General features: G+C 27.5%; 20 protein-coding genes. 16 read left to right on the top strand and 4 right to left on the bottom strand.

Features of this window, described 5'->3' with window-relative positions; translation table 11 throughout:
• Nucleotides 1–3 precede the first annotated feature (3 nt).
• Nucleotides 4–1,506 (top strand): glutamate synthase-related protein, encoded by a 1,503-nt coding sequence (locus BP997_RS01115; protein ID WP_413826090.1) that lies wholly within the window; start codon nt 4–6, stop codon nt 1,504–1,506.
• 21 nt (nt 1,507–1,527) lie between these two features.
• Here the strand turns inward: BP997_RS01115 and BP997_RS01120 are convergent, their stop codons facing one another.
• Nucleotides 1,528–2,073 carry a DUF2115 family protein gene (locus BP997_RS01120; RefSeq protein ID WP_413826088.1) on the bottom strand — a complete coding sequence of 182 codons (546 nt, stop codon included), beginning with the start codon at nt 2,071–2,073 and terminating at the stop codon, nt 1,528–1,530.
• An 80-nt stretch (nt 2,074–2,153) separates the two neighbouring features.
• On the opposite strand from BP997_RS01120, the gene BP997_RS01125 reads away from it, so the two are divergent.
• From BP997_RS01125 to BP997_RS01180, 12 genes are all read left to right on the top strand, one after another.
• Nucleotides 2,154–2,624 carry a hypothetical protein gene (locus tag BP997_RS01125; RefSeq protein WP_413826086.1) on the top strand — a complete coding sequence of 157 codons (471 nt, stop codon included), beginning with the start codon at nt 2,154–2,156 and terminating at the stop codon, nt 2,622–2,624.
• 180 nt (nt 2,625–2,804) lie between these two features.
• Nucleotides 2,805–3,224 (top strand): nickel-responsive transcriptional regulator NikR, encoded by a 420-nt coding sequence (nikR, locus tag BP997_RS01130; protein WP_413826084.1) that lies wholly within the window; start codon nt 2,805–2,807, stop codon nt 3,222–3,224.
• Nucleotides 3,225–3,357: 133 nt separating this feature from the next.
• Nucleotides 3,358–4,149: a 50S ribosomal protein L11 methyltransferase gene (locus BP997_RS01135; RefSeq protein ID WP_413827478.1), complete on the top strand. Its 792-nt coding sequence runs from the start codon at nt 3,358–3,360 to the stop codon at nt 4,147–4,149.
• 24 nt (nt 4,150–4,173) lie between these two features.
• Complete coding sequence (gene hycI / locus BP997_RS01140) at nt 4,174–4,653, top strand: hydrogenase maturation peptidase HycI (RefSeq protein ID WP_413826078.1); 480 nt, start codon at nt 4,174–4,176, stop codon at nt 4,651–4,653.
• A 73-nt stretch (nt 4,654–4,726) separates the two neighbouring features.
• On the top strand, nt 4,727–5,851 hold the full coding sequence (locus tag BP997_RS01145; RefSeq protein WP_413826075.1) for an ATP-grasp domain-containing protein: 1,125 nt from the start codon (nt 4,727–4,729) through the stop codon (nt 5,849–5,851).
• A 199-nt stretch (nt 5,852–6,050) separates the two neighbouring features.
• On the top strand, nt 6,051–7,139 hold the full coding sequence (locus BP997_RS01150; protein ID WP_413827481.1) for a glycosyltransferase family 4 protein: 1,089 nt from the start codon (nt 6,051–6,053) through the stop codon (nt 7,137–7,139).
• A 73-nt stretch (nt 7,140–7,212) separates the two neighbouring features.
• A complete protein-coding gene (locus BP997_RS01155) occupies nt 7,213–8,727 on the top strand; it encodes a Mur ligase family protein (protein ID WP_413827483.1) in 1,515 nt (504 codons plus the stop codon).
• Nucleotides 8,728–8,813: 86 nt separating this feature from the next.
• The gene (locus BP997_RS01160; protein WP_413827486.1) at nt 8,814–9,284 is read left to right on the top strand and encodes a methylated-DNA--[protein]-cysteine S-methyltransferase; all 471 of its coding nucleotides are present in this window, start codon (nt 8,814–8,816) and stop codon (nt 9,282–9,284) included.
• A gap of 29 nt (nt 9,285–9,313) precedes the next feature.
• On the top strand, nt 9,314–10,477 hold the full coding sequence (locus tag BP997_RS01165; RefSeq protein WP_413827489.1) for a hypothetical protein: 1,164 nt from the start codon (nt 9,314–9,316) through the stop codon (nt 10,475–10,477).
• Nucleotides 10,478–10,900: 423 nt separating this feature from the next.
• Nucleotides 10,901–11,389 (top strand): hypothetical protein, encoded by a 489-nt coding sequence (locus BP997_RS01170; protein WP_413826061.1) that lies wholly within the window; start codon nt 10,901–10,903, stop codon nt 11,387–11,389.
• A 23-nt stretch (nt 11,390–11,412) separates the two neighbouring features.
• On the top strand, nt 11,413–12,693 hold the full coding sequence (locus BP997_RS01175) for a hypothetical protein (protein WP_413828444.1): 1,281 nt from the start codon (nt 11,413–11,415) through the stop codon (nt 12,691–12,693).
• A gap of 297 nt (nt 12,694–12,990) precedes the next feature.
• Nucleotides 12,991–13,413 (top strand): DUF356 domain-containing protein, encoded by a 423-nt coding sequence (locus BP997_RS01180; RefSeq protein WP_413826057.1) that lies wholly within the window; start codon nt 12,991–12,993, stop codon nt 13,411–13,413.
• A gap of 33 nt (nt 13,414–13,446) precedes the next feature.
• On the opposite strand, the gene BP997_RS01185 is transcribed toward BP997_RS01180, so the two are convergent.
• Nucleotides 13,447–13,923 (bottom strand): multiprotein bridging factor aMBF1, encoded by a 477-nt coding sequence (locus BP997_RS01185; RefSeq protein ID WP_413826054.1) that lies wholly within the window; start codon nt 13,921–13,923, stop codon nt 13,447–13,449.
• Nucleotides 13,924–14,323: 400 nt separating this feature from the next.
• On the opposite strand from BP997_RS01185, the gene BP997_RS01190 reads away from it, so the two are divergent.
• Together BP997_RS01190 and BP997_RS01195 are read left to right on the top strand one after the other, a co-directional pair.
• Nucleotides 14,324–15,574: a proteasome-activating nucleotidase gene (locus BP997_RS01190; RefSeq protein ID WP_409197733.1), complete on the top strand. Its 1,251-nt coding sequence runs from the start codon at nt 14,324–14,326 to the stop codon at nt 15,572–15,574.
• A 246-nt stretch (nt 15,575–15,820) separates the two neighbouring features.
• Entirely contained in the window at nt 15,821–17,026 is a 1,206-nt protein-coding gene (locus BP997_RS01195; protein WP_413828262.1) for a PH domain-containing protein, read from the top strand.
• A gap of 202 nt (nt 17,027–17,228) precedes the next feature.
• Here BP997_RS01195 and BP997_RS01200 read toward each other — a convergent pair whose 3' ends face one another.
• Nucleotides 17,229–18,050, bottom strand: coding sequence for a pyrroline-5-carboxylate reductase family protein (locus BP997_RS01200; protein ID WP_409197731.1), 822 nt, complete (start codon nt 18,048–18,050; stop codon nt 17,229–17,231).
• A gap of 24 nt (nt 18,051–18,074) precedes the next feature.
• On the bottom strand, nt 18,075–18,902 hold the full coding sequence (locus BP997_RS01205; RefSeq protein WP_409197730.1) for an alpha/beta fold hydrolase: 828 nt from the start codon (nt 18,900–18,902) through the stop codon (nt 18,075–18,077).
• Between the two features lie 138 nt (nt 18,903–19,040).
• On the opposite strand from BP997_RS01205, the gene BP997_RS01210 reads away from it, so the two are divergent.
• The gene (locus BP997_RS01210) at nt 19,041–20,264 is read left to right on the top strand and encodes an FprA family A-type flavoprotein (protein WP_409197729.1); all 1,224 of its coding nucleotides are present in this window, start codon (nt 19,041–19,043) and stop codon (nt 20,262–20,264) included.
• Nucleotides 20,265–20,349: the final 85 nt, after the last annotated feature.

The raw sequence follows: 20,349 nt of genomic DNA on the forward strand, positions 1-20,349 counted from the left end.
AAAATGCCATTTAATGTAATAAGAGACCCACTAATATGTAAAAGAGATTTTGAAAGACCAGGATGTTGCTGGTATTTATGTGACGATCGAGACGAAGATATCTGTGGTAAATGTTTCAGTTGTGTGAACAACTGTCCACATGGAGTATATGAAATAGTTCGAGGAGAACCACAACCATTACACCAAGCACAATGTGTAGGGTGCAGAATATGTAGTGAAATGTGTCCTCACGGAGCAATAAAAGTCTTAGCAATGCCAGAAGACCAAAGATTAGGATGGAAATATCCAGATATTTTAGAAATAGAAAGAAAAACAACTGCAGCTTCATATAAAATTAGAAGTACAGGTGCAACTAGAACACTTCCAACATTTGATGATTTGGTCATAACACCAGCACAAGTAAGTAGACCTCCATTAGATAATTATCGAGAACCTTGTGGAACAGATGTAATAATAGGTGATCGGTATGCTGAAAACCCATTACACATTGACACCCCAATCATGATCGGTGCAATGAGTTTCGGAGCATTGAGTAAAGAAGCTAAAATGGCATTAGCACTTGGATCAACACTTGCAGGAACAGTTGCTAACACTGGGGAAGGGGGAATGCTCCCTGAAGAAAGAGCATTATCTCACAATTTAGTAGCACAATATGCATCTGGAAGATTCGGTGTATCCGCTGAATATTTAAATAATGCAGATGCAATAGAAATCAAAATAGGTCAAGGAGCAAAAAGTGGTATGGGTGGACACTTACTAGGAGAAAAAGTTACAGCAGATGTAAGTAAAATCCGTAAAATCCCTGAAGGAGCAGATGCATTATCCCCAGCAAGACACATGGATATAGTAGGACCTGAAGATTTAAGCATGAAAATCAGTCAATTAAGAGAAATCACAGATTGGCAAGTGCCTATTATGGTTAAATTTGCTGCAGGACGTGTAGCAAGTGATGTTAAAATTGCAGCTAAAGGTGGAGCAGATGCAATTGTCGTTGATGGAATGCAAGGAGGAACAGGTGCAGGTCCTGATGTAATTATGGAACAAGCAGGAGTACCAACACTATCCGCTATTGTTGAAGCAGATGCTGCTTTAAAAGATATAAATTTACGTGAAGAAGTAAGTTTAATAGTATCAGGAGGAATAAGAACGGGTGTAGATGTTCTTAAAGCATTAGCCCTGGGGGCAGATGCAACATATGTAGCAACAGGAGCACTTGTTGCATTAGGTTGTAGAGTATGTCAAGAATGTTATGATGGAACATGTAGAAAAGGAATTGCAACACAAAATCTTGAATTAAGACACCGTTTAAATTATCGAGAAGGTGCAAAACATGTTGCTAATTATATTAAAGCAATGACTGATGAAGCAACAATGCTCGCCCAACAAGCAGGAAATTCTCATTTATCTAAATTAGAAAAAGAGAATCTTAAATCTTTAACTTTTGAAGCATCCGTATTAACAGGTGTTCCAATGGCAGGAGAAATGGGATTATCATCTAAAATATAAAAAAATATTAATTTATTCTTTTTATATTTCTTTTTGTTTTGAAATACATAAATTACAAACAGCATTAGGATTTTTGGATTGTTTATCTTTAACTGGACAATAATATTCTCCATCTTTTTTTTCTAGTTTTAAATTTCCAGGAAAAGGTGTACCTACAGGATGTATTGGTTCATTTTTAATGAATGTAGCATAAAAACTAATTAAAGTTAAAATTAAAGAATATTTACTATTATTACTACTGTCTTTATATTGAATAAACTGATTTTTAAGTAAATTTAAAGAATTTTGAAACTTAACTATATCAATATTCCCTTTATAATTTACATTATCATTTAAAATTTCTTTGATTCTTTTAAAAAAATATTTAATATAAACTTCTAAATATTCTTTTTGAATATTCTTTTGCATATATTTACAATCTTCACGTATAATACATGTAGCATTCATTTCATCAAAAACACTAACTGTTTTAGCATACTTTTTTAAAATATCCCTTAATTCAGTAATTTTAATTTCAGGTTCCCTGCTTATTTTGGTAAGTTCATTAAAGATATTAATAATAATCACTTCTAACTAAATAAAAAAAACTTTTTTTATAATAATAATATAATATATAATATAATTAAGTTTTAGGATAAAGAATTATAATGGTAGTATATATAACAAAAAAAGAAAATAAGGTATTAACTTGTGTACACACATTTGATCCGAAATATAAAGAAGGTATACCTTTAAAAGTTTTACAAACAGATTTAGATGTTCATGAACATAATCTTCATGATGTTCTTAAATCACTTGCAAAAAAAGAATTAATAACTTATGAACATAAAAAAATTAAATTAATAAATGAAAGTACTGAAATTAAAACTCTTGAAACAAAAGAAGATGTTCGGAATGTTAAATTAGATATTAAAGAAGCTAATGTTGTAAAAATTATTCGCGAAGTAGTTGATGAAGATAATTTAGTACCTAAATATATTTTGGAAGGCCATTTACTTTATGGTCCTGAAAAAATTACTAATTTTAGAATGTACCATATAATATTATCTTTAGAAATTAAAGGCGTTATTAAAAAGGTTAAAAAGAAAGATGGTAGATACTATAAACTTATTAATTAATTTAAAACAGTTAAATCAATGTATTCCATGTTTTTTTAATTGAAAAATATTCATTTAATAAAATTTATATAAGATTAATTACTACTTATTTATTAACGATTAATACTTAGTTAATCTAAAACACTAAAATAATTTGGGTTAAATATAAAAATTTGTAAAAAAACAGAAGGTTTTATAAAAATGATGAGAATAAGCATGTCCCTACCAAAAAAATTACTAGCTGATTTTGATGAAGTATTAAAAGATAGAGGTTACCAATCACGTTCTAAAGGGATACGAGATGCACTTAAAGATTACATTGTTCGTTACCAATGGATGAACGAAATGGAAGGGCAAAGAATTGGAGTTATCACCGTAATATATGACCATTTCTTCACAGGAGTAATGGAAAACTTAGCAGAAATACAACACGATTTCCGTGATGAAATAAATGCAAGTATGCACATTCACATGACAAACAAATATTGTATGGAAGTAATAGTTGTAAACGGAGATGTAAATAATATTCGTGAACTTACAGAAAGAATGATGAGACTTAAAGGAGTAGATCACGTAAAACTCACAAGTACAGCTAATGGAGAAAACTTAGACCCTTCATAAACTAAAATTAATCATTATTCTTAAATATTTTTTTTTATACATTTGATCTATTTTTTAAATAAAAACTTTCAAAATCAATTATAACTATTTCTAAAAAAAACTATAAAAAATATAATTTAAAAAAAGATTCATTATGAAATTACAGACAACTCATTATCATTTCAACCTATTAAAAGATACAGAAAGATTATCCGCATTTTATGAAGCTATTAAAAATAAAGGTGAAAATCCAAATATAAATAAAAAATTAGCATTAGATTTAGGATGTGGAAGTGGGATACTCTCAATATTTGCTAGTGAATACTATGAAAAAATACAAGCCATAGATTTAGATCCAAGAACAATTAAATTTGCAGAAGAAAACACAAAAAACTTCAATAATATTCAAATCATTAATGCAGACACAACACAACATGAATTTGAATCCACACCTGATTTAATAATATGTGAAATGTTAGATACAGCATTAATTGAGGAAGAAGAAGTTTTAACATTCAATCAAATCCATAATAAAATAAAAAGTTACACAGAAATAATCCCTTATGGAATCATAAACAAAATAGAACCAGTATGTATGGAAGATAATATAATAATGTATGAAGATTTAGAATCACAACCAAAATATAATATAATTGGTGAAAGTGTAATCTATGATATAATACGATTTAAAGATTATATAAACCCTGCATTTAATAAAACAATACCATTTTACATTACAAAAAATTCCACATTTAATGGAGTTAAAATAACTACATACACATTATTAAATCAAAAATTAATTTGTGGACCAACACCAATGTTAAATCCAGAATTAATCATCCCTTTACCAAAAGAATTAGATGCACATCAAGGAGAAACAATTAATATAAACTTATCATATACTATGGGTAAAGGATTAGAATCAATAAAAATAAATTTAATATAAAATTAAGAATATGAAGGTTTTTTCATGTTATTAGAGAAAGAATTAAAAAAATTTTTAGAAAATTATGAGAATTTAGTAATAATGGGAATAGGGAATGAATTAAAAACTGATGATGGACTTGGACCTTATATTATAAATTATTTAACACCTAAATTAAAAAATAAAAATAATGTTACATTAATTAATGCTGGAAGTGCACCTGAGAACTTCACGGGTAAAATTAAAACTTTAAACCCAACTCATATAATTCTCATTGATGCAGTAATAATGGATGAAAAACCTGGATTTTTAAGATTAGTAAAAAAAGAAGAAATTAAAAACATGGGAATATCCAGTCATAACATGCCATTATCTTATTTAATAAACTATTTAGAATTGGAAAAAACTTATAAAATACTATTTATTGGAGTTCAACCAGCAGATTTATCTTTACAATTAGGTTTAACATCAAATGTAAAAGAAAGTGCGGAAAATTTAGGAGAATTAATACTCAAACTTTTATAAAATAAGAAATACAAAGAAAAGAGTATAATAATATTCAATAAAAAAAATTTAATTTCTATTTAAGCTGATGTTTATGACAAAAATACTATTTATCGGATCAAGACTATTTGATGATGTTGCCTATTACTGTAAAGAAAACAATATAAAAACACTAGTAACTGAATCTAACAAAGATGCACCTAACTTAGAAGATGCAGATGAAATATTCATAGTTCCAAGAGGTATGGATGAACCTATGAATATTGCAATAAAAGAAAATGTAGATGCAATAATCCCTTTAATTGGAATAGATCCTCCTTTATTAAGTGTAGCAGAAATGAAGGAAAAAATAGAAAAAGAACATCAAATACCTGTATTAATATCTAATCCCAAAACAGTTGATTTATGTTCAAATAAAATAAAAACCAAAGAATTCTTTAAAAAACATAAGATACCAACACCCAAATCAAAAATCCTACACCAACCTAATGATATAAATGGATTTAACTATCCTGTAGTTTTAAAACAAGGAGAAGGACAAGGTGGAAAAGATATTAAAGTATGTAAAAACTTTAAAGATGTTGAAGAATACTTTAAAACCTTTGATGAAGCTTTATGTGAAGAATTCATAACTGGTTCTGAAATTAGTATAGAAGTATCAAGTTGGAATAATTTATATTATCCTATAGCACCTATATATAAAGGAGAAACATCTCTTGAAGGAATCCACCCAATTTTAAGATTAAGATCAGGACCAACAGAATTAAAAGGATTAAATAATCAACGAGTAATGGATTTAGCATATAAAATAGCAAAAAATTTAAATGCAGAAGGAACTATTGATATAGATCTTATTTACTCACCAATTGATGATGAAATTTATGCACTAGAAATCAACACTAGAGTGAGTGGAACACGTTATCTTAGTTGTGCAACAACTGGAATAAACCCTTTAATAAATCTTATACGAATGGTTACTGATGATTTTACAAAAAACAAAATAGATAATTTAAGAAAAACTTATCATAGTCTTGAAATCCCAGTACATGATTATAATGGTCCACAATCTAAGGAACCACTAAAAGATTTCATTAATAGTCCTTATGTTGTTCATGGTCCAAAAGGTTATCAAAGATTAACCATAAGAGGAAATACTTTAAATGATTGTTATGAACTAGCAAAACAATTAACTGGAGTTAATTATAAAAAACAATTTTAAATTTAATTTTTTCAATTTTTGCTCTTTTTTTAAATATCATTTAAAAATAATCAAACTAATTAAGTTTTAATTATTGTTTTAACTTAATTTAAAACCTTTTTTTAACTTTTTAAAGCACTTAAAATAAAGTTTAAATAATATTAAATTCTAAAATATATAATTAGTAAATAAAAATTTTTTAAAAAAAATCGTGGTAATAATGTATTTAGTAATGAACACAACAAATATGGTAATTTTATTTTTAATAACCTTTGTAGTCACTGTTCTGTCTACATTTTTTATACGTCATGTATTAATAGATGCAGATATTTCAGACTCCCCAATAGTAAGCGAACACAGACATAAAACAGGAACACCCACAATGGGTGGAATATCTTTCTTATTCGCAATATTATTTGTTGTTTCTTTATTCTATAAAAATTTACCAATTCTCATAACTAGTTTCATAATGGTTACTGGTGGAGTAATGGGATTACTTGATGATTTACTCGGATTAAAAGTAAAAGAATATCAAAAAGTAGTTAAAAACATTTCTCCAGATATTGTTCAAATAGGTATCTTAAATTTAGGTGTTTCAGAAGAAGCAAGAATAACTACTGATAAAGCTAAAAAACAATTAGAACCTTTACTTGCAGCTGGAAAATTAGAACAAGTTGCAGAAATACCTATCAAATATGAACCTCATGAATCTGTTAAAATAATAGCACAATTCTTACCCGGTATATTCTTAGTATTAACAAGTACAGTATGGACTCTTGGAGGATTTAACTTAGGATTATTAGCTATACCCATAGTTATAATAGCTGTATTAGGATGTATAAATGCAGTAAACCTTATTGATGGAATGGATGGTTTAGCAGCAGGAATAATTGCCATAGCTTCTTTTGCTTGTGGAATATTCTGTTTTATAAATGGAAACATGGAAGGAATTGCACCATTTGCAATATTATTTGCAATATGTTTAGGTTTTCTTGTATTTAATAAGTACCCAGCAAAAATTTTCATGGGTGATACTGGATCATTTATTTTAGGTTCAGGATTCGCAGCAGCCGTATTAATTACAAACGTCCCCTATTTTGGATTATTATCCTTGGCCGTACCAATTGGTTCAACAATTATAAGTTTGATGCATCGTGCACATATAATAACATTACCTGTAGAACCATTACATCATGCATTAAATTATCGGGGAATAAGTGAAATAAAAATCGTAAGTAGTTACTGGTTAATAACAGCAATAGTTTGTATAATTGGATTATTAGTAGATTATTTTGTATTTATACTATAAAGAAATCTATTTTTCTTTTTTTCATATAAAAATCCAAATTTAAATACTTTTTTTTAAAGGAAGTAAATTCGCAATGACAAAAAATATTAAAATCGAAGATTTAACACAAAAAATTAATGGAACACTCTATGGAAACAATGATTACAAATCACTAGAAGGATTCACTGGGTCATTTACAACATTAAACAGTGCAAAAAAAGGAGATATTGTAATAAGACACAAAATTAATGGAAAAGGGGTGGAAATTGCTAATAAAAAAAATGTAGCATGTATAATAACTCTACATCCATTAGATGATTGTTTAGAACTCGCAGATAAACTAAAATATCCCATAATTGTTGTAAATAAAATAGAAGAAGCTAATGCATATGCAATAAAATGGACAGTTGAAAATTTTGCACCAAATACAAAAAGAGTAGTTGTGACTGGGACAAATGGTAAATCAACCACTACTCATATGGTGTATCATATACTAAAAAATACTGGAGCTAAAGTATTCACTAATACAGATGCAAGAAGTGAATTTAATACTTTAATTGATCCAATGGTACCAAAACTTTTAGTACAATCCTATAATGAACAAAAAGGCTTAGATTATTTAGTTGTTGAAGTTTCTGAAGTACAAGGATGGGAAGATTATTTCATGAAAAACCATGCATACTTAATGAGTAAAGCTATAAACCAAGATGTATCTGTAGTAACTAATGTTGCAATGGATCATATAGGATTAGTTCATGATGTGGAAGAAGTTAAAGAGGAAACTGAAGGTTTAATAAAATCATTAACTCATGGAACAGCAGTACTTAACTATGATGATGAAAGAGTAAGAATTATGGATGAAACAGTTAAAGAAGATTGTAATATTTTTTATTTAACTATGAACCCGGATAAATTAGAAAACATTAAAACTACTAATAAAATAAATAAATTATCTTATAGTGATGAAAAAGAAGCAATAATCTATGAAGATAAAATATTTTTAAAATTAGATGAATTACCCTTCCAATCCCACCACTTCATACAAAACACTTTATCTGCTATTGCATCAACAATATCATTAAACATACCTCTTGAACAAATTAAAGAAGGAGTAAAATCATATAAACCATTAAAAAGAAGATTTGTAACATTAAATGAAAAACCATTAATAATTGATGATTTTGCACATAATCCTGAAGGAATTAAAGCAACAATACAATCAGCATTTAAAACTGCAAATAAAAAAAATTTAAAAACATTATGGGTTATTGATGCAATTAGAGGGTCTAGAGGATTAACACTAAATAAATTAATAGCAGAAGCATTATCAGATGTAATAAATAATCTTCAAGAAGAAGACAAAATACCAATTAATTTAATATTATCTTGTAGTGAAGATGAAGTAGATCACAATAACACAGTTACACCTCAAGAGAGAAAAATATTTGAAGATGAATTAAACAAGAAAAATACAGAATATGTAATTTATGATAAATTAATAGATGCATTAACTGATACAGTAGAATTTTCCACAACTGATGATTTAATTTTACTCATTGGAGCACAAGGAATGGATCCTGCAGAAGAATTACTTAAAAAAATATTATAAATTAATAATTAAATTTAATTTCATTTTTTTATTTAAATATCCTTATATAAACAAATAGTTTCATAAAGGAGGTTTAAAAAATTTTTATGGATGTAAAAGCATACATTAACAAAGATAGATTAACACAACTTATTTATTTTGAAAATGAATTCAATGAAATAAATATAAATTATATTAAAAAACACAATCTTATTGAATCTAAAAATTTAGAAAAGTTGATAAAAAAATTTATAAATGGAGAAAATGTTAATTTTCAAAATTGCTTTGATTTAACCACTCTTCCTATTACAAGTTTTCAAAGAAAAGTCTATATTGAAACATTAAAAATACCAAAAGGAAAAACTAGAACTTATAAAGAAATAGGTAATTCTATTAATTCTCAAGCATATCAAGCAATTGGTGGAGCATTATCAAAAAATCCATTACCCTTTATCATACCCTGCCATAGGGTAATAGGTTCAAATAATCAATTAACTGGATATCGTGGCGGTTTAAAATTAAAAAAACAATTACTATTAAATGAAGGAATAAAATTTAGAAATGACAAAATTATATAATTAAATAGAAAATTTAATAAGAGTTTTTCATGTCAATAAATAAAAGCCAATACTTAGATGAACTAACAAAAAACCAGAAAATCCGAAGTATTAAGATAAATAAAAACCTTGACGGTAGTACACCCCCATCAGTATTTATTGGGCATTGGAATTATCCTAAAGTATATGCAGGTCCAATGATAACACCAGATAAAGGAGATACTAGCTTATTAGATAGTCCTGAAACATGGATACAAAATGGGAAAACAGGAAAAGATATTTTTAATTTCAGAATGAATCTAATACGTGGAAAACAATTAATTGGTATAAAAGACCTTGAAAACCCTTATATTGAAAAATTACAAAGTATCAGTTTATCTAAATATTCTACAGATAGTGAAGCAACCTTTAAAAAACACCCTACAGGTGGAGGATATCAAGGTGAAAGTGAACCTCATGGTCCTAGTGCATTAATAAAGAAATTCGATATTGATGAAGTCAGATGGGATAAAAAATTAGAAAAATCTTATTATGACACTGATTTAAAAGCAACAGATGCTGTAATGGCAATGTATAATCATAATGTACCCTTCAGTAAACTACAAAAAGCTTTTAGTGTTGGAGCATTTGGAGAAAAACAGAACCGTAAATTAGTACCTACAAGATGGAGTATAACAGCTTGTGATACTGCAATTTCAAATGGATTATTAAAAGAAGTGAAATACAATCCAACAATAGACTCTTATGAAGTTTACAATTACTCAAGTTTAGGTAATAATTTCATTATTATTTTAATCCCTGAAGAATGGGAGTTTGAAATGATAGAAACTTATTTAAAAGTTTTAAATAATGAAAAAATCACATTCATAGATCATGAATATAATAAAGGTAAAACCTCCTACAGTCCTCTTCAAGGAGCATATTATGCTGGAAAATTAGCTGTATTAGAGCACTTACGAAAAGTTCATAGACAATCTGGAGTGATAATTATTCGTGAAATTTATGAAAATTTTGAACCACTTGGAGTATTTAATGTTCGAGAAAATATTAGAATAGCTATGAGTCAAAATCCAATGAGTTTTGAAACTTTAAAAGAATCTTTAAATTTTGCTAATAATAAATTGAAATCCTCAACTGATTATTATGTTGAAAATAGTCATTTGTTGAAGGAACTTTTTATTTCTAAACAAACAACTTTAGATGCATTTTTTTAAAGAAATAACACTATAAATAACATTGTTTGAATTAATTTTCTTTTAACTGATTATAAAAATTATTTCCAATAATAAGGATTATTAAATTTTAAATTAAAGAAAATTCTTAAATTTTTTATTATTCATGAAATATTTTTCAATTAAATTTAAATTTTTCTCTTTTTTCTACTATTTTTTACCTATTTTTAATTATTTATCATGCTTATTTTCTTTTTTATTAATAAAAACATTGTTTATATTATATTTAAAGATTTATTATTAATTTCATAGAATACATAATATTAAATAAGATATTAATCTTATAAAATAATGTTATTATATTTATAGTAATATTAGAGAAATATTTGCGATAAATTGATAATTATATTATTATAAAATTAATTCAAAAACATAATTAATTCATATTAAAGAGGATATATTCATATGTTTATTAAAGTAAGACGAGATACATTAATGATTTTGCTTTTAGCATTTTTATTAATCTTATGTGGAAGAATTATAACTTACGTTGCATATGCCTCATCTCCTGAAGTGGACCAAGGTGTTCCAATAGCAGGGATTATTGTAAAAGGAAATGATGTTGTTCCAATCGAAACAATTAGAGAAAATGTGCAAGCAGCAGGTTTCAGAGAAAATTCTTATATTGATGGAGATATGCTTGTAACAAGTAAACGTACGTTGCCATTGTCGGAGGCCATAACGAATGCTGAACAATTCGCATGTAAATCCACAGTTCCAGGTACAACATTACAACCTATTGCAGCGGCGGATGTTTCAGTAGATGAAAAAACAGGAATTGTAACTGTTACAGTTATTGAAGATTTCTCAACAATACCTGTTAGTAATACCACTAGTGCTGATAATGCATCATACAATGGAGTGAACACTGCGCAATTTAAAGAAACGGCGTAAATTTATAAAGAGGATGATAATAGATGAATAAGAAAACTAAATATTTATTTCTTGGATTAATATTATTCTTGACCGTTTTTACTGTAATCAGTGAAGTTTCAGCAACTTGTAACATTATAGTAATTACTGACCCGACAGGACAAGATCCTAATGGTGTTGCAGCAGGAAGTATGTCATTTGCTAAAAACATGTTTCAATCATCTTTCCTTATGAGTAAAGATAAACAATTTGCTGTACTATCTGGGGGTGAAGGTAACTCTTCAGATCGTGTACAAGCGATTGGTCAGTGTGTAGCAGCATTACAGAATGGTGCTTCACCTTCTACAGCAGCATCTGTAGCAAGTTCCTTTAATGGGATTCGTCTTGTAGTCGGTGGTCCTAATGTTGGAGCCGCTATTGGTGGATCATTTGATGCTTATGTTGTAGAAGAACAAGATAATGGTGAGATTACAGTCACACCTTACTCCTCAACAAGTGGAGGATTAGCAGTATTACAAGAAGGTCATAGAGGAGCTATTATTCACTTAAGAAACTCTGAAGGAAACCCTAAGATGGGTACTGCAGATTCAGTAAGATATCAAACTGCTGTGAATATGGGTAAAATGATAAGAGACGGTTACCCAGCTACACGTATTGTTGGAGAAGGGATGAGAGAAGTTGCAACAGATTCTGGAGAACAATACGGTGGAGGTGCTGTTAATCTTGTATCTCGTGTAACTACAGGAGATATGTTCACACCAACTGAAATGAATTCTACTGGGTATCCAATGAGTGAAAACTATACTAAATCATGTCCAACATGTGGATGGAGTGTAGGATTCCCTGAAGCTGATAATTATCAAGTATGTCCAGTTGATGGAAGTCAACTAAAAACAACCAATGCTTGTGATGCATTAATCAATGCAATAACAGTAACATCAAATACAACAAGTGTATCAGTTTATGGTAGTGATAGGGCAGGATTAGCAGATACAACGGAAGCTATTGTTCAAGCATCAGTAACTAAATATGGTTATAATCCTGATCAAATTGCAGGATCTATAAATAAAGGTATTCATAATGGTTTAATCATGGGAGTAAATTATGTTGAACCTAAAGACATAAGTGTTAAAGAAAACTCTCGTGCAGTTGGAGTATATTATGAACCATTAGCTGATGGAAGAACATCCCCACCTTGGAATTTACCAGTAAATTCATTTGTATTAACTATTATTGGAACAATACAAACAGCAATTGGTATAATACTTATACTGTTAGTAATATTCAGAAGTAGGCTTATAAAAAACTTCCAAGATCGAAAATAGAATAATTTAGGTTATTTAATGAGAAAAGAATTATATTTTAAAAAATAAATCTCATTATATAACCTTTTTTTATAAAAAAACAAAATCAATTTGAATAATATTATAATTTTTTAATTTAAATCTAAAAAACAAATAAAGAAAATTTTAAACACAAAATATTAAAAAAATAAAATTTTAACAGTTATTACTAGGATTTAAACACTAAAAAAGCTGTATAATTATAATTCAAAAAAAATTATATACAAATTTACTAAAATTTAAAAATTATTAAACAATAAAACTAAAGGGTAAAAAAACATGGCATTAATACTAATTCGTGGCGAAAACAATCAAAAATTATTAAATGCAATTGCAGATATTGAAAGACATGCTAAATTAAATTTAACAACAAAACCTAAAAAAGTGGATCCTCAGTTTGCAGATGAAATTGTGGGAAAAATTTTGAATCAAAAAATACGTAACAAATCACATGTTGCAACTGCTTTTTTTGTAAAAGAAGACATAACTTTATCAATTATTCAAGTGAAAAAGATTCATCCACCTGCTCATGTAGTAGTAGTAATTGATGATTATGAAGGATATGGAAATTTAGTTAAGACTTTAAATCAATCAGCACCTTTAAAAGGTTATTATTCTAATAAGAATAAAGGTACTGTAATGAAAGATTATAAATATAAATCTGCTAGAGAATACAAAAATTCAAAAATAGGTTATTTATAAAAAAAAGAATTTTAGAAATATAATAAAATTTTTTTATTTTTTTATTTTTACTATACTTCCAAGTGTTAAACCACCTGATGAAGATGTTTTAAATTGTTCTAAATCAAGATTATCTACTTTTTCTATAATTTTAATATTTAATGTTTTTTCAAATTTATATGCTAAATTAAGTTCTGGTGTCATTTTTCCAGATTCTATTTTTTTAATTACTGAGACTTTTTCTTGGATTTTTTCACCTAATTCTTCCCGAGACCAGCCTTTAGATTCCCTTGCTTGTTTACAAATGTTACCAAAATTTTCAACAATTTCTTCACTAGGTTCGTCTCTTTTTCTTTGGTATTTTTGAGTACTTTGTTTTTTTGCTGTTTTTCTTTTTATTCGTTTTTGAGGGGGTGCTTTTTGTATTCTTCCAAGTTTTGAACATTCTTTACATGTATCTAAAACTGCACCATCAACTTTTGTTCTTATAGGTTTACCAGATATTGGTTTTCCACAAATCTCGCATCTCATGTTAATCAACTATGTTTTTTAAATGTTTTAAGTTTTTCGAATCATTTATAATTTTTCAAAACCTTTATATACAAATTTATTGTATATAATATAATGATTTGAGTTTTAAATTATATTTACTCTTTATTAATTTTGTAGTTTTTAAATTAATTTATTTTTTTAAGCTATTTTTTTTAATTAAAGTTTAATTTAATAAAAAAATTATAAACTATAAATTATTAGTATTATTTGAAACAAGTTTCATTAGATTTAAATACTAGTAACTAAAAATAGATTAAATACATAATAGTAACTAAATGTAATTATAATGGAATCGAAAAAATAATTATTAATAAGCAAAAATAAATAATAATTATAATTTAACAGATAAAATTTTAAATAAAAAAAGGAGTGATTCACCATGCCAGAATCTTCTCAAGAAATAGATAATAGTGTAACTGAAGAAAATAAACAAGAAAATCTTGAAAAAGAATTTGCACTATTAAAAGAAGAACACACAAAAACTAAACGTAATTTAATGTGGAAAATAAGAAAACTAGAAAAAGATAAAATACTCACAGAAAATGAAAAAATACGTTTAGAACGAGAAACAAAATCATTACGTGGGGAAGTAGAAAGATTCAGAACTCCACCATTAATATTAGCTACAATAACTGAAGTTTTAGATGATACTAGAATGACAGTAAAAAGTAGTACAGGACCACACTTCCTTATAAATTACTCAAAATTTTTAGATCCTAAACTATTAGTTCCAGGATCAAGAGTAGCATTAAACCAACAAACATTTGGGGTAGTAGAAGTATTACCATCTGAAAAAGACCCAAGTGTATCCGGAATGGAAGTAGAAGAAAAACCTGATGTAACCTATGATCAAATTGGAGGATTAGACCCACAAATAGTTGAAGTGAAAGAAACAGTAGAATTACCACTTAAACATCCAGAACTATTTGAAAAAATTGGAATAGACCCACCTAAAGGAATTCTTTTATACGGTCCACCTGGAACAGGAAAAACATTACTAGCAAAAGCAGTAGCAAATGAAACAAATGCTACTTTCATTAAAATAGTAGCATCAGAATTTGTTAAAAAATATATAGGAGAAGGAGCAAGACTAGTAAGAGAAGTATTTGAACTAGCAAAAGAAAAAGCACCAGCAATCATATTTATAGATGAAATTGATGCTGTTGCAGCAAAACGTTTAAAATCTAGTACTAGTGGAGACCGTGAAGTACAAAGAACACTCATGCAATTATTAGCAGAGCTCGATGGATTTGAAAGTAGAGGAGACATAGGAATTATAGGTGCTACTAACAGACCAGATATCCTAGATCCAGCACTTTTAAGACCTGGAAGATTTGATAGATTCATAGAAGTACCATCTCCAAATGAAGAAGGAAGAAAAGAAATCCTCAAAATTCACACATCCAAAATGTCATTATCTGAAGAAGCAGACATCGATTTACTCGCAACACTCACAGATGGAGTGTCTGGTGCAGACTTAAAAGCAATATGTACCGAAGCGGGAATGTTTGCTATTCGTGAAGGAAGAGATAAAGTCATAGTATCAGATTTCATGGATGCTGTGGAAAAAATTGTTGGATCAGAAAAAGATGAAGAATTTATAAAAGAAGCAGGTGTGATGTTTGGATAAAAAAATCCAAATTCATCCTTTCTTTAATTAATAAAAAATATAATTGGCCAGTGATGAACCCTATGAGCTCTGATATGGTGATGAATGATGGGCGATCTGAGGCCAATTTTTTTATAATATTATCTTAATATAAAATTTTACAATACTATTTTTAAACTTTTACTAATTTTATTTAAAATCCTTTAAACAAAATAATTTCATATAGAAAGTGTTTTAAATAAAGATATCTAATAAATATAAATTACTATGTTAAAAAGAGATAAACGATGGTCTGGTGAAGAAACTTTACTAGTGACTAGACCAAATTTTTTTCTAAGTAATAAAGGCATTATGATTGCAGTAATATTACTTGGAGTAATTTTTTATGTCTACACAGCCACCATTCAATTTGTAGCCAATTTAACCGTTAACACCATCAACTTTGTACAATGGCCTCTAACAGAATACACAGCAATAGCATTCTTAGTTATAGGTATATTAATTGTTTTATACATATTATTTGAATTATTATCTTGGTCTTCATACAAATATACTATAACTTCTGGTAGGATAATAACTGAAAGTGGAGTTATAAGAAAAGATAAATCTAGTATGCCTTATAACACTATTCAAGATGTTGTCATAAGTCAAGGAATCGTAGGTAGAATGATAGGTATAGGATCAGTACTATTATATAGTGCATATGATGGTAAGGATTTACAATTAACTCAAATATCAAATCCTCATGAAGTTGAAGAGATAATTTTTGAACAGTTACAATATAGTAAATTTCAATCACAACCTGTTACACCTATTCATAATAATATGGGGCCTGAAAATTCATATGGGTCTCAAAATCAAGAACCGTATAATCAGTATAATCAACAGAATAATCCTTATCAGAATCAGTATCAGGAACCTGTTGAGAATAATCCTTATCAAAATCAGTATCAAGATCCAGAATCATTTTCTAAAGATTATGGTTTCAGTACTAACTTATATACTATGGATGATCAAGAAAGAGGTTATGCTTATCATGATAGAGAAAATCCGGATTTAAATAATATAAGAAATCAACAAGAATATTCACATAATCCTGTTGATGATCGTGACTTTGATAATAATATTAAAAGAGCTATGCGCAATATGGATGGGGATGTAAAGTTTAGAAATAATGAAAATCCAAATTTAAAATCCCATAATCTTTTTGAAGAATTAGGTAAAAATAAAAATGGTCCACATAATCTTTTTGATGATGAACGTGAGGAATATTATAATGAACCTGAACCACAAGTTCAACCTAATTATCAACAATCTCCTTCTCAGTTCAATGAATATGAGGATTATGATTATGCTCCTTATTTAAATAATGATGATGAACCTGTTGAAGAAATTCATAATGAGAATCATAGAAATCTTGAAGATAGTGATATTATGAAACGTCATGATTTAAAATTTAAAAAGAATAAATAATTTCAATAATTTAATTTTTTCATCTACTTCATGTATGTACTATCACTATTTTTCACATTACTAATTATATGCTCATAATTTAAAAAAATATTATGCTCTCTACGTTAACTTAACAATGTTAACGTAATTATTATTAATCAATAAATCATTTTAAAAGAATTAAAAAATAGACTAAAACAAAAATAAGATAAAAAATTTTAATTTAATATTTTTTAAGTAAAATTTTAAACAATTCTTTACTGTCCTCACTAATTTCAGAATCTAAATAATCTAAACCAAATTGGGTAATTCCTCCAGGAGTAGCAACTTTTTCTATAACTTCATTTGTTTCAAAACTATCATCTAAAATTAAACCTGTACCTAATAAAGACTTAGTTATTAAATAAACAACATCATCTTTACTAAAATTACTATTTTTATCAGCAATATCCGCTATTTTTTCAACAAGTAAAGATAATAAAGCTGGAGAACAACTAGTTAAAATAGTTGCTATTTTTAAATCTTCATAATCATGAACTACTTTAACAAAACTAAACTCATCAAATAATCCCTCAATAAAAACTCTTTCAGGATTAGAAACATTAGAATTATGAGTAAATAAAGTTATACCTTTTCTTCTATTATTTGATGTTATTTCAGAAGCTTGTCCAACATAAGAAGCTAATGTAGGGATTACAATACTTAAACTACCTTCATAATAATCTTCAACTTCTTTGAAGTTTATACCTGCACAACTAGTAATTATATGAACATTATTTTTTAAATAAGGTTTAATTTCACAAATCACATCTTTAAAATCAGGACTTTTTACACAAATAATTATAACATCACAATTTTCAGCAATCACTTTATTATCATCAGTAATAGTAACATCTGGATAAATTTCTTTTAAACTTTCAATTTTACTCATGTTATGATTACTTACAAAAAGAACCTCATCTTCTAATAATAAATCTAATTTCAAAATATTATTAACAATCATGGATCCCATGTTTCCATAACCTATTAATCCAATATTAAACACTTAAATCACAACCTTTTAATTTTTTTATTCTTCAACTATTTGTGGATAAATCTTAACATTACCTTCTTTAATAAAATCAACCATAATTTCATTAAAAAGCTTAGGTTCTAAAAGATTCCACATATGTAATGCTTTATCAATTTTCAAACATTTAGCACTTGGAAACTTAGAATGGAATAATACACTACTATAATTCACAACTCTTTCATCTTTAGTACCAAAAGCTATTAATAAATCTTTACCTTTATCCACATCTTTTACTTCAGGTATTTTATAATTTAATGCTTCAAAACTAATATCTTTTAAATCTTTTTGGCTTATATTTTCATAACTAAATTTCATTTTTTTAGAAAATCTTCCAGAAAAACCATAATTTGCAAGCCAAGCTTTAGTTAAAAAACCCTTAGGTTTATTATCTAAAATCTTTTTTGTATTATCAAAAATATTAACCATACTGGTTTCACGTTTTTCAAAACCAACATCCTCAGGACTTGAAATGCCTGTAACTATTATTTTATCTACAATTTCTGGATACTTACATAAAAGTTCAAATGCAATTAAACCACCAGTTCCAATACCAACAAGATTCACTTTATCCTTTTTAAAACTAGGTTTAATCTTCATTAAAATAAACTCTTTAATAAGTTCACATACTCCTTTAATAGTAAAAGTATCCATAGGAGGACTATTTCCATGATTAGGTAAATCTAAATAAATACAATCATAATTTTCTAATTGCCCTTTTTGTTCTTCCCAAATCCAATTTGATAATATTTTAGGGTGTAAAAAAATTACTGTCTCTTCATTACCTAGTCCTTCCTCTTCATAAAATAATTCATTAACATTTATCATAATTTTTCAAATCACCAATAGTTTTATTTATATAAAAAATTTTAATAATAATTAATTTAAATATATTATATTAATATTAATTAAACTTTTAATAAAAATATATTATTTCATGAATTTTATTTTCAGAGGTTAAAAAATATGAAAGCTGATTCAGTAAAAATAGGAGAAGGTGTTTACTGGGTAGGGGCATTAGATTGGGATGCTAGAAGTTTCCACGGATACTCCATACCAGGAACCACATATAACTGTTATCTTGTATTTGGTGAAGAAAAAACAGCATTAATTGATAATGTTTATGCTGGTATGTCTCCACAATTATATGCTAGAATACAAGATGCATTTAAACAAGAAGGAAAAGAAGACGTAAAAATTGATGTATTTATACAAAATCATTCAGAAGCAGATCATGCAACTTGTCTTGCTGAAACTTTAAAAAAATTCCCTGATGCAGAGGTATATGCATCACCAAATTGTAATAAATTTTTAAAATTACAATACTTTGAATTAAAAGATCAAGAAATCAACATAGTAAAAACTGGTGATGAATTAGATTTAGGTGGTAAAAAATTCACATTCATCCAAGCACCAATGCTTCACTGGCCAGATAATATGTTCACTTTTTTAAATGAAGATGGAATATTATTTTCTAATGATGCTTTTGGACAACATGTATGCTTATCTCAAAGATTTGCGGAAGAAAATGATTCAGATTTTATTAAAGATGCTGCAAGAAAATATTATGCCAATCTTGTAACTTTTGGTTCACCTTCTGCAAGACGTAAACTACAAGAAGTAGCAGATTTAGGTTTACTTGAAAAGATAAAAATGATAGCACCATGTCATGGTGAAATTTGGAAGAATCCTGAAACCATATTAAATTATTACACTGATTGGTCTCATGGAGTTTGTAAAGATAAAATCACAGTTATTTATGATACAATGCATCACTCCACTGAAAAAATGGCTTATAGTGTAGCTGAAGGAATCATGAGTGAAGGTGTAGAAGTGAAAATGTACTTCATGCAAGAGGATGGAGCAGATGATGTAGTGTCTGATGTTTTAGATAGTAAAGCTATTGCAGTAGGTGCACCTACAATGATGAACAATCCATTTCCACGTATAGGAAACACTATGTACTGGTTTAATTGTTTAAACTTTAAACAAACCACTAGTATTAAAAAAGCATTAGTTTTCAGTTCCAAAGGATGGGGTGGAGGAGCTGTTAAGAAACTTGAAGAATCTCTTGAAGGTGCAGGATTTGAAATATTTGATGATGTGGAAACAACATTCACACCTACAGAAGAAATTCTTGAAGAATGTTATGAAGCTGGTAAAAAACTAGCTAAAACTATAAAAGAATAAAATTTACTTTTTTTATATTCTTAATTTTCTAATTTTTTTTTTTAATATATTATATATAATAATTACATTTGAAAAAAAAAATGGA

The organism is Methanobrevibacter sp. UBA412 (genome assembly GCA_002495685.1).
Taxonomy (GTDB): Archaea; Methanobacteriota; Methanobacteria; order Methanobacteriales; family Methanobacteriaceae; genus Methanobrevibacter_A; species Methanobrevibacter_A acididurans.

Excerpts from the sequence above, each read along its gene's own strand:
- BP997_RS01205 (WP_409197730.1), bottom strand. The coding sequence starts at position 18,902 with ATGATAAATGTTAATGAATTATTTTATGAAGAGGAAGGACTAGGTAAT.
- BP997_RS01135 (WP_413827478.1), top strand. The coding sequence starts at position 3,358 with ATGAAATTACAGACAACTCATTATCATTTCAACCTATTAAAAGATACA.
- BP997_RS01160 (WP_413827486.1), top strand. The coding sequence starts at position 8,814 with ATGGATGTAAAAGCATACATTAACAAAGATAGATTAACACAACTTATT.
- BP997_RS01145 (WP_413826075.1), top strand. The coding sequence starts at position 4,727 with ATGACAAAAATACTATTTATCGGATCAAGACTATTTGATGATGTTGCC.
- BP997_RS01195 (WP_413828262.1), top strand. The coding sequence starts at position 15,821 with ATGTTAAAAAGAGATAAACGATGGTCTGGTGAAGAAACTTTACTAGTG.
- BP997_RS01210 (WP_409197729.1), top strand. The coding sequence starts at position 19,041 with ATGAAAGCTGATTCAGTAAAAATAGGAGAAGGTGTTTACTGGGTAGGG.
- BP997_RS01165 (WP_413827489.1), top strand. The coding sequence starts at position 9,314 with ATGTCAATAAATAAAAGCCAATACTTAGATGAACTAACAAAAAACCAG.
- hycI (WP_413826078.1), top strand. The coding sequence starts at position 4,174 with ATGTTATTAGAGAAAGAATTAAAAAAATTTTTAGAAAATTATGAGAAT.
- BP997_RS01180 (WP_413826057.1), top strand. The coding sequence starts at position 12,991 with ATGGCATTAATACTAATTCGTGGCGAAAACAATCAAAAATTATTAAAT.
- BP997_RS01190 (WP_409197733.1), top strand. The coding sequence starts at position 14,324 with ATGCCAGAATCTTCTCAAGAAATAGATAATAGTGTAACTGAAGAAAAT.
- BP997_RS01170 (WP_413826061.1), top strand. The coding sequence starts at position 10,901 with ATGTTTATTAAAGTAAGACGAGATACATTAATGATTTTGCTTTTAGCA.
- nikR (WP_413826084.1), top strand. The coding sequence starts at position 2,805 with ATGATGAGAATAAGCATGTCCCTACCAAAAAAATTACTAGCTGATTTT.
- BP997_RS01175 (WP_413828444.1), top strand. The coding sequence starts at position 11,413 with ATGAATAAGAAAACTAAATATTTATTTCTTGGATTAATATTATTCTTG.
- BP997_RS01150 (WP_413827481.1), top strand. The coding sequence starts at position 6,051 with ATGTATTTAGTAATGAACACAACAAATATGGTAATTTTATTTTTAATA.
- BP997_RS01185 (WP_413826054.1), bottom strand. The coding sequence starts at position 13,923 with ATGAGATGCGAGATTTGTGGAAAACCAATATCTGGTAAACCTATAAGA.
- BP997_RS01125 (WP_413826086.1), top strand. The coding sequence starts at position 2,154 with ATGGTAGTATATATAACAAAAAAAGAAAATAAGGTATTAACTTGTGTA.
- BP997_RS01115 (WP_413826090.1), top strand. The coding sequence starts at position 4 with ATGCCATTTAATGTAATAAGAGACCCACTAATATGTAAAAGAGATTTT.
- BP997_RS01155 (WP_413827483.1), top strand. The coding sequence starts at position 7,213 with ATGACAAAAAATATTAAAATCGAAGATTTAACACAAAAAATTAATGGA.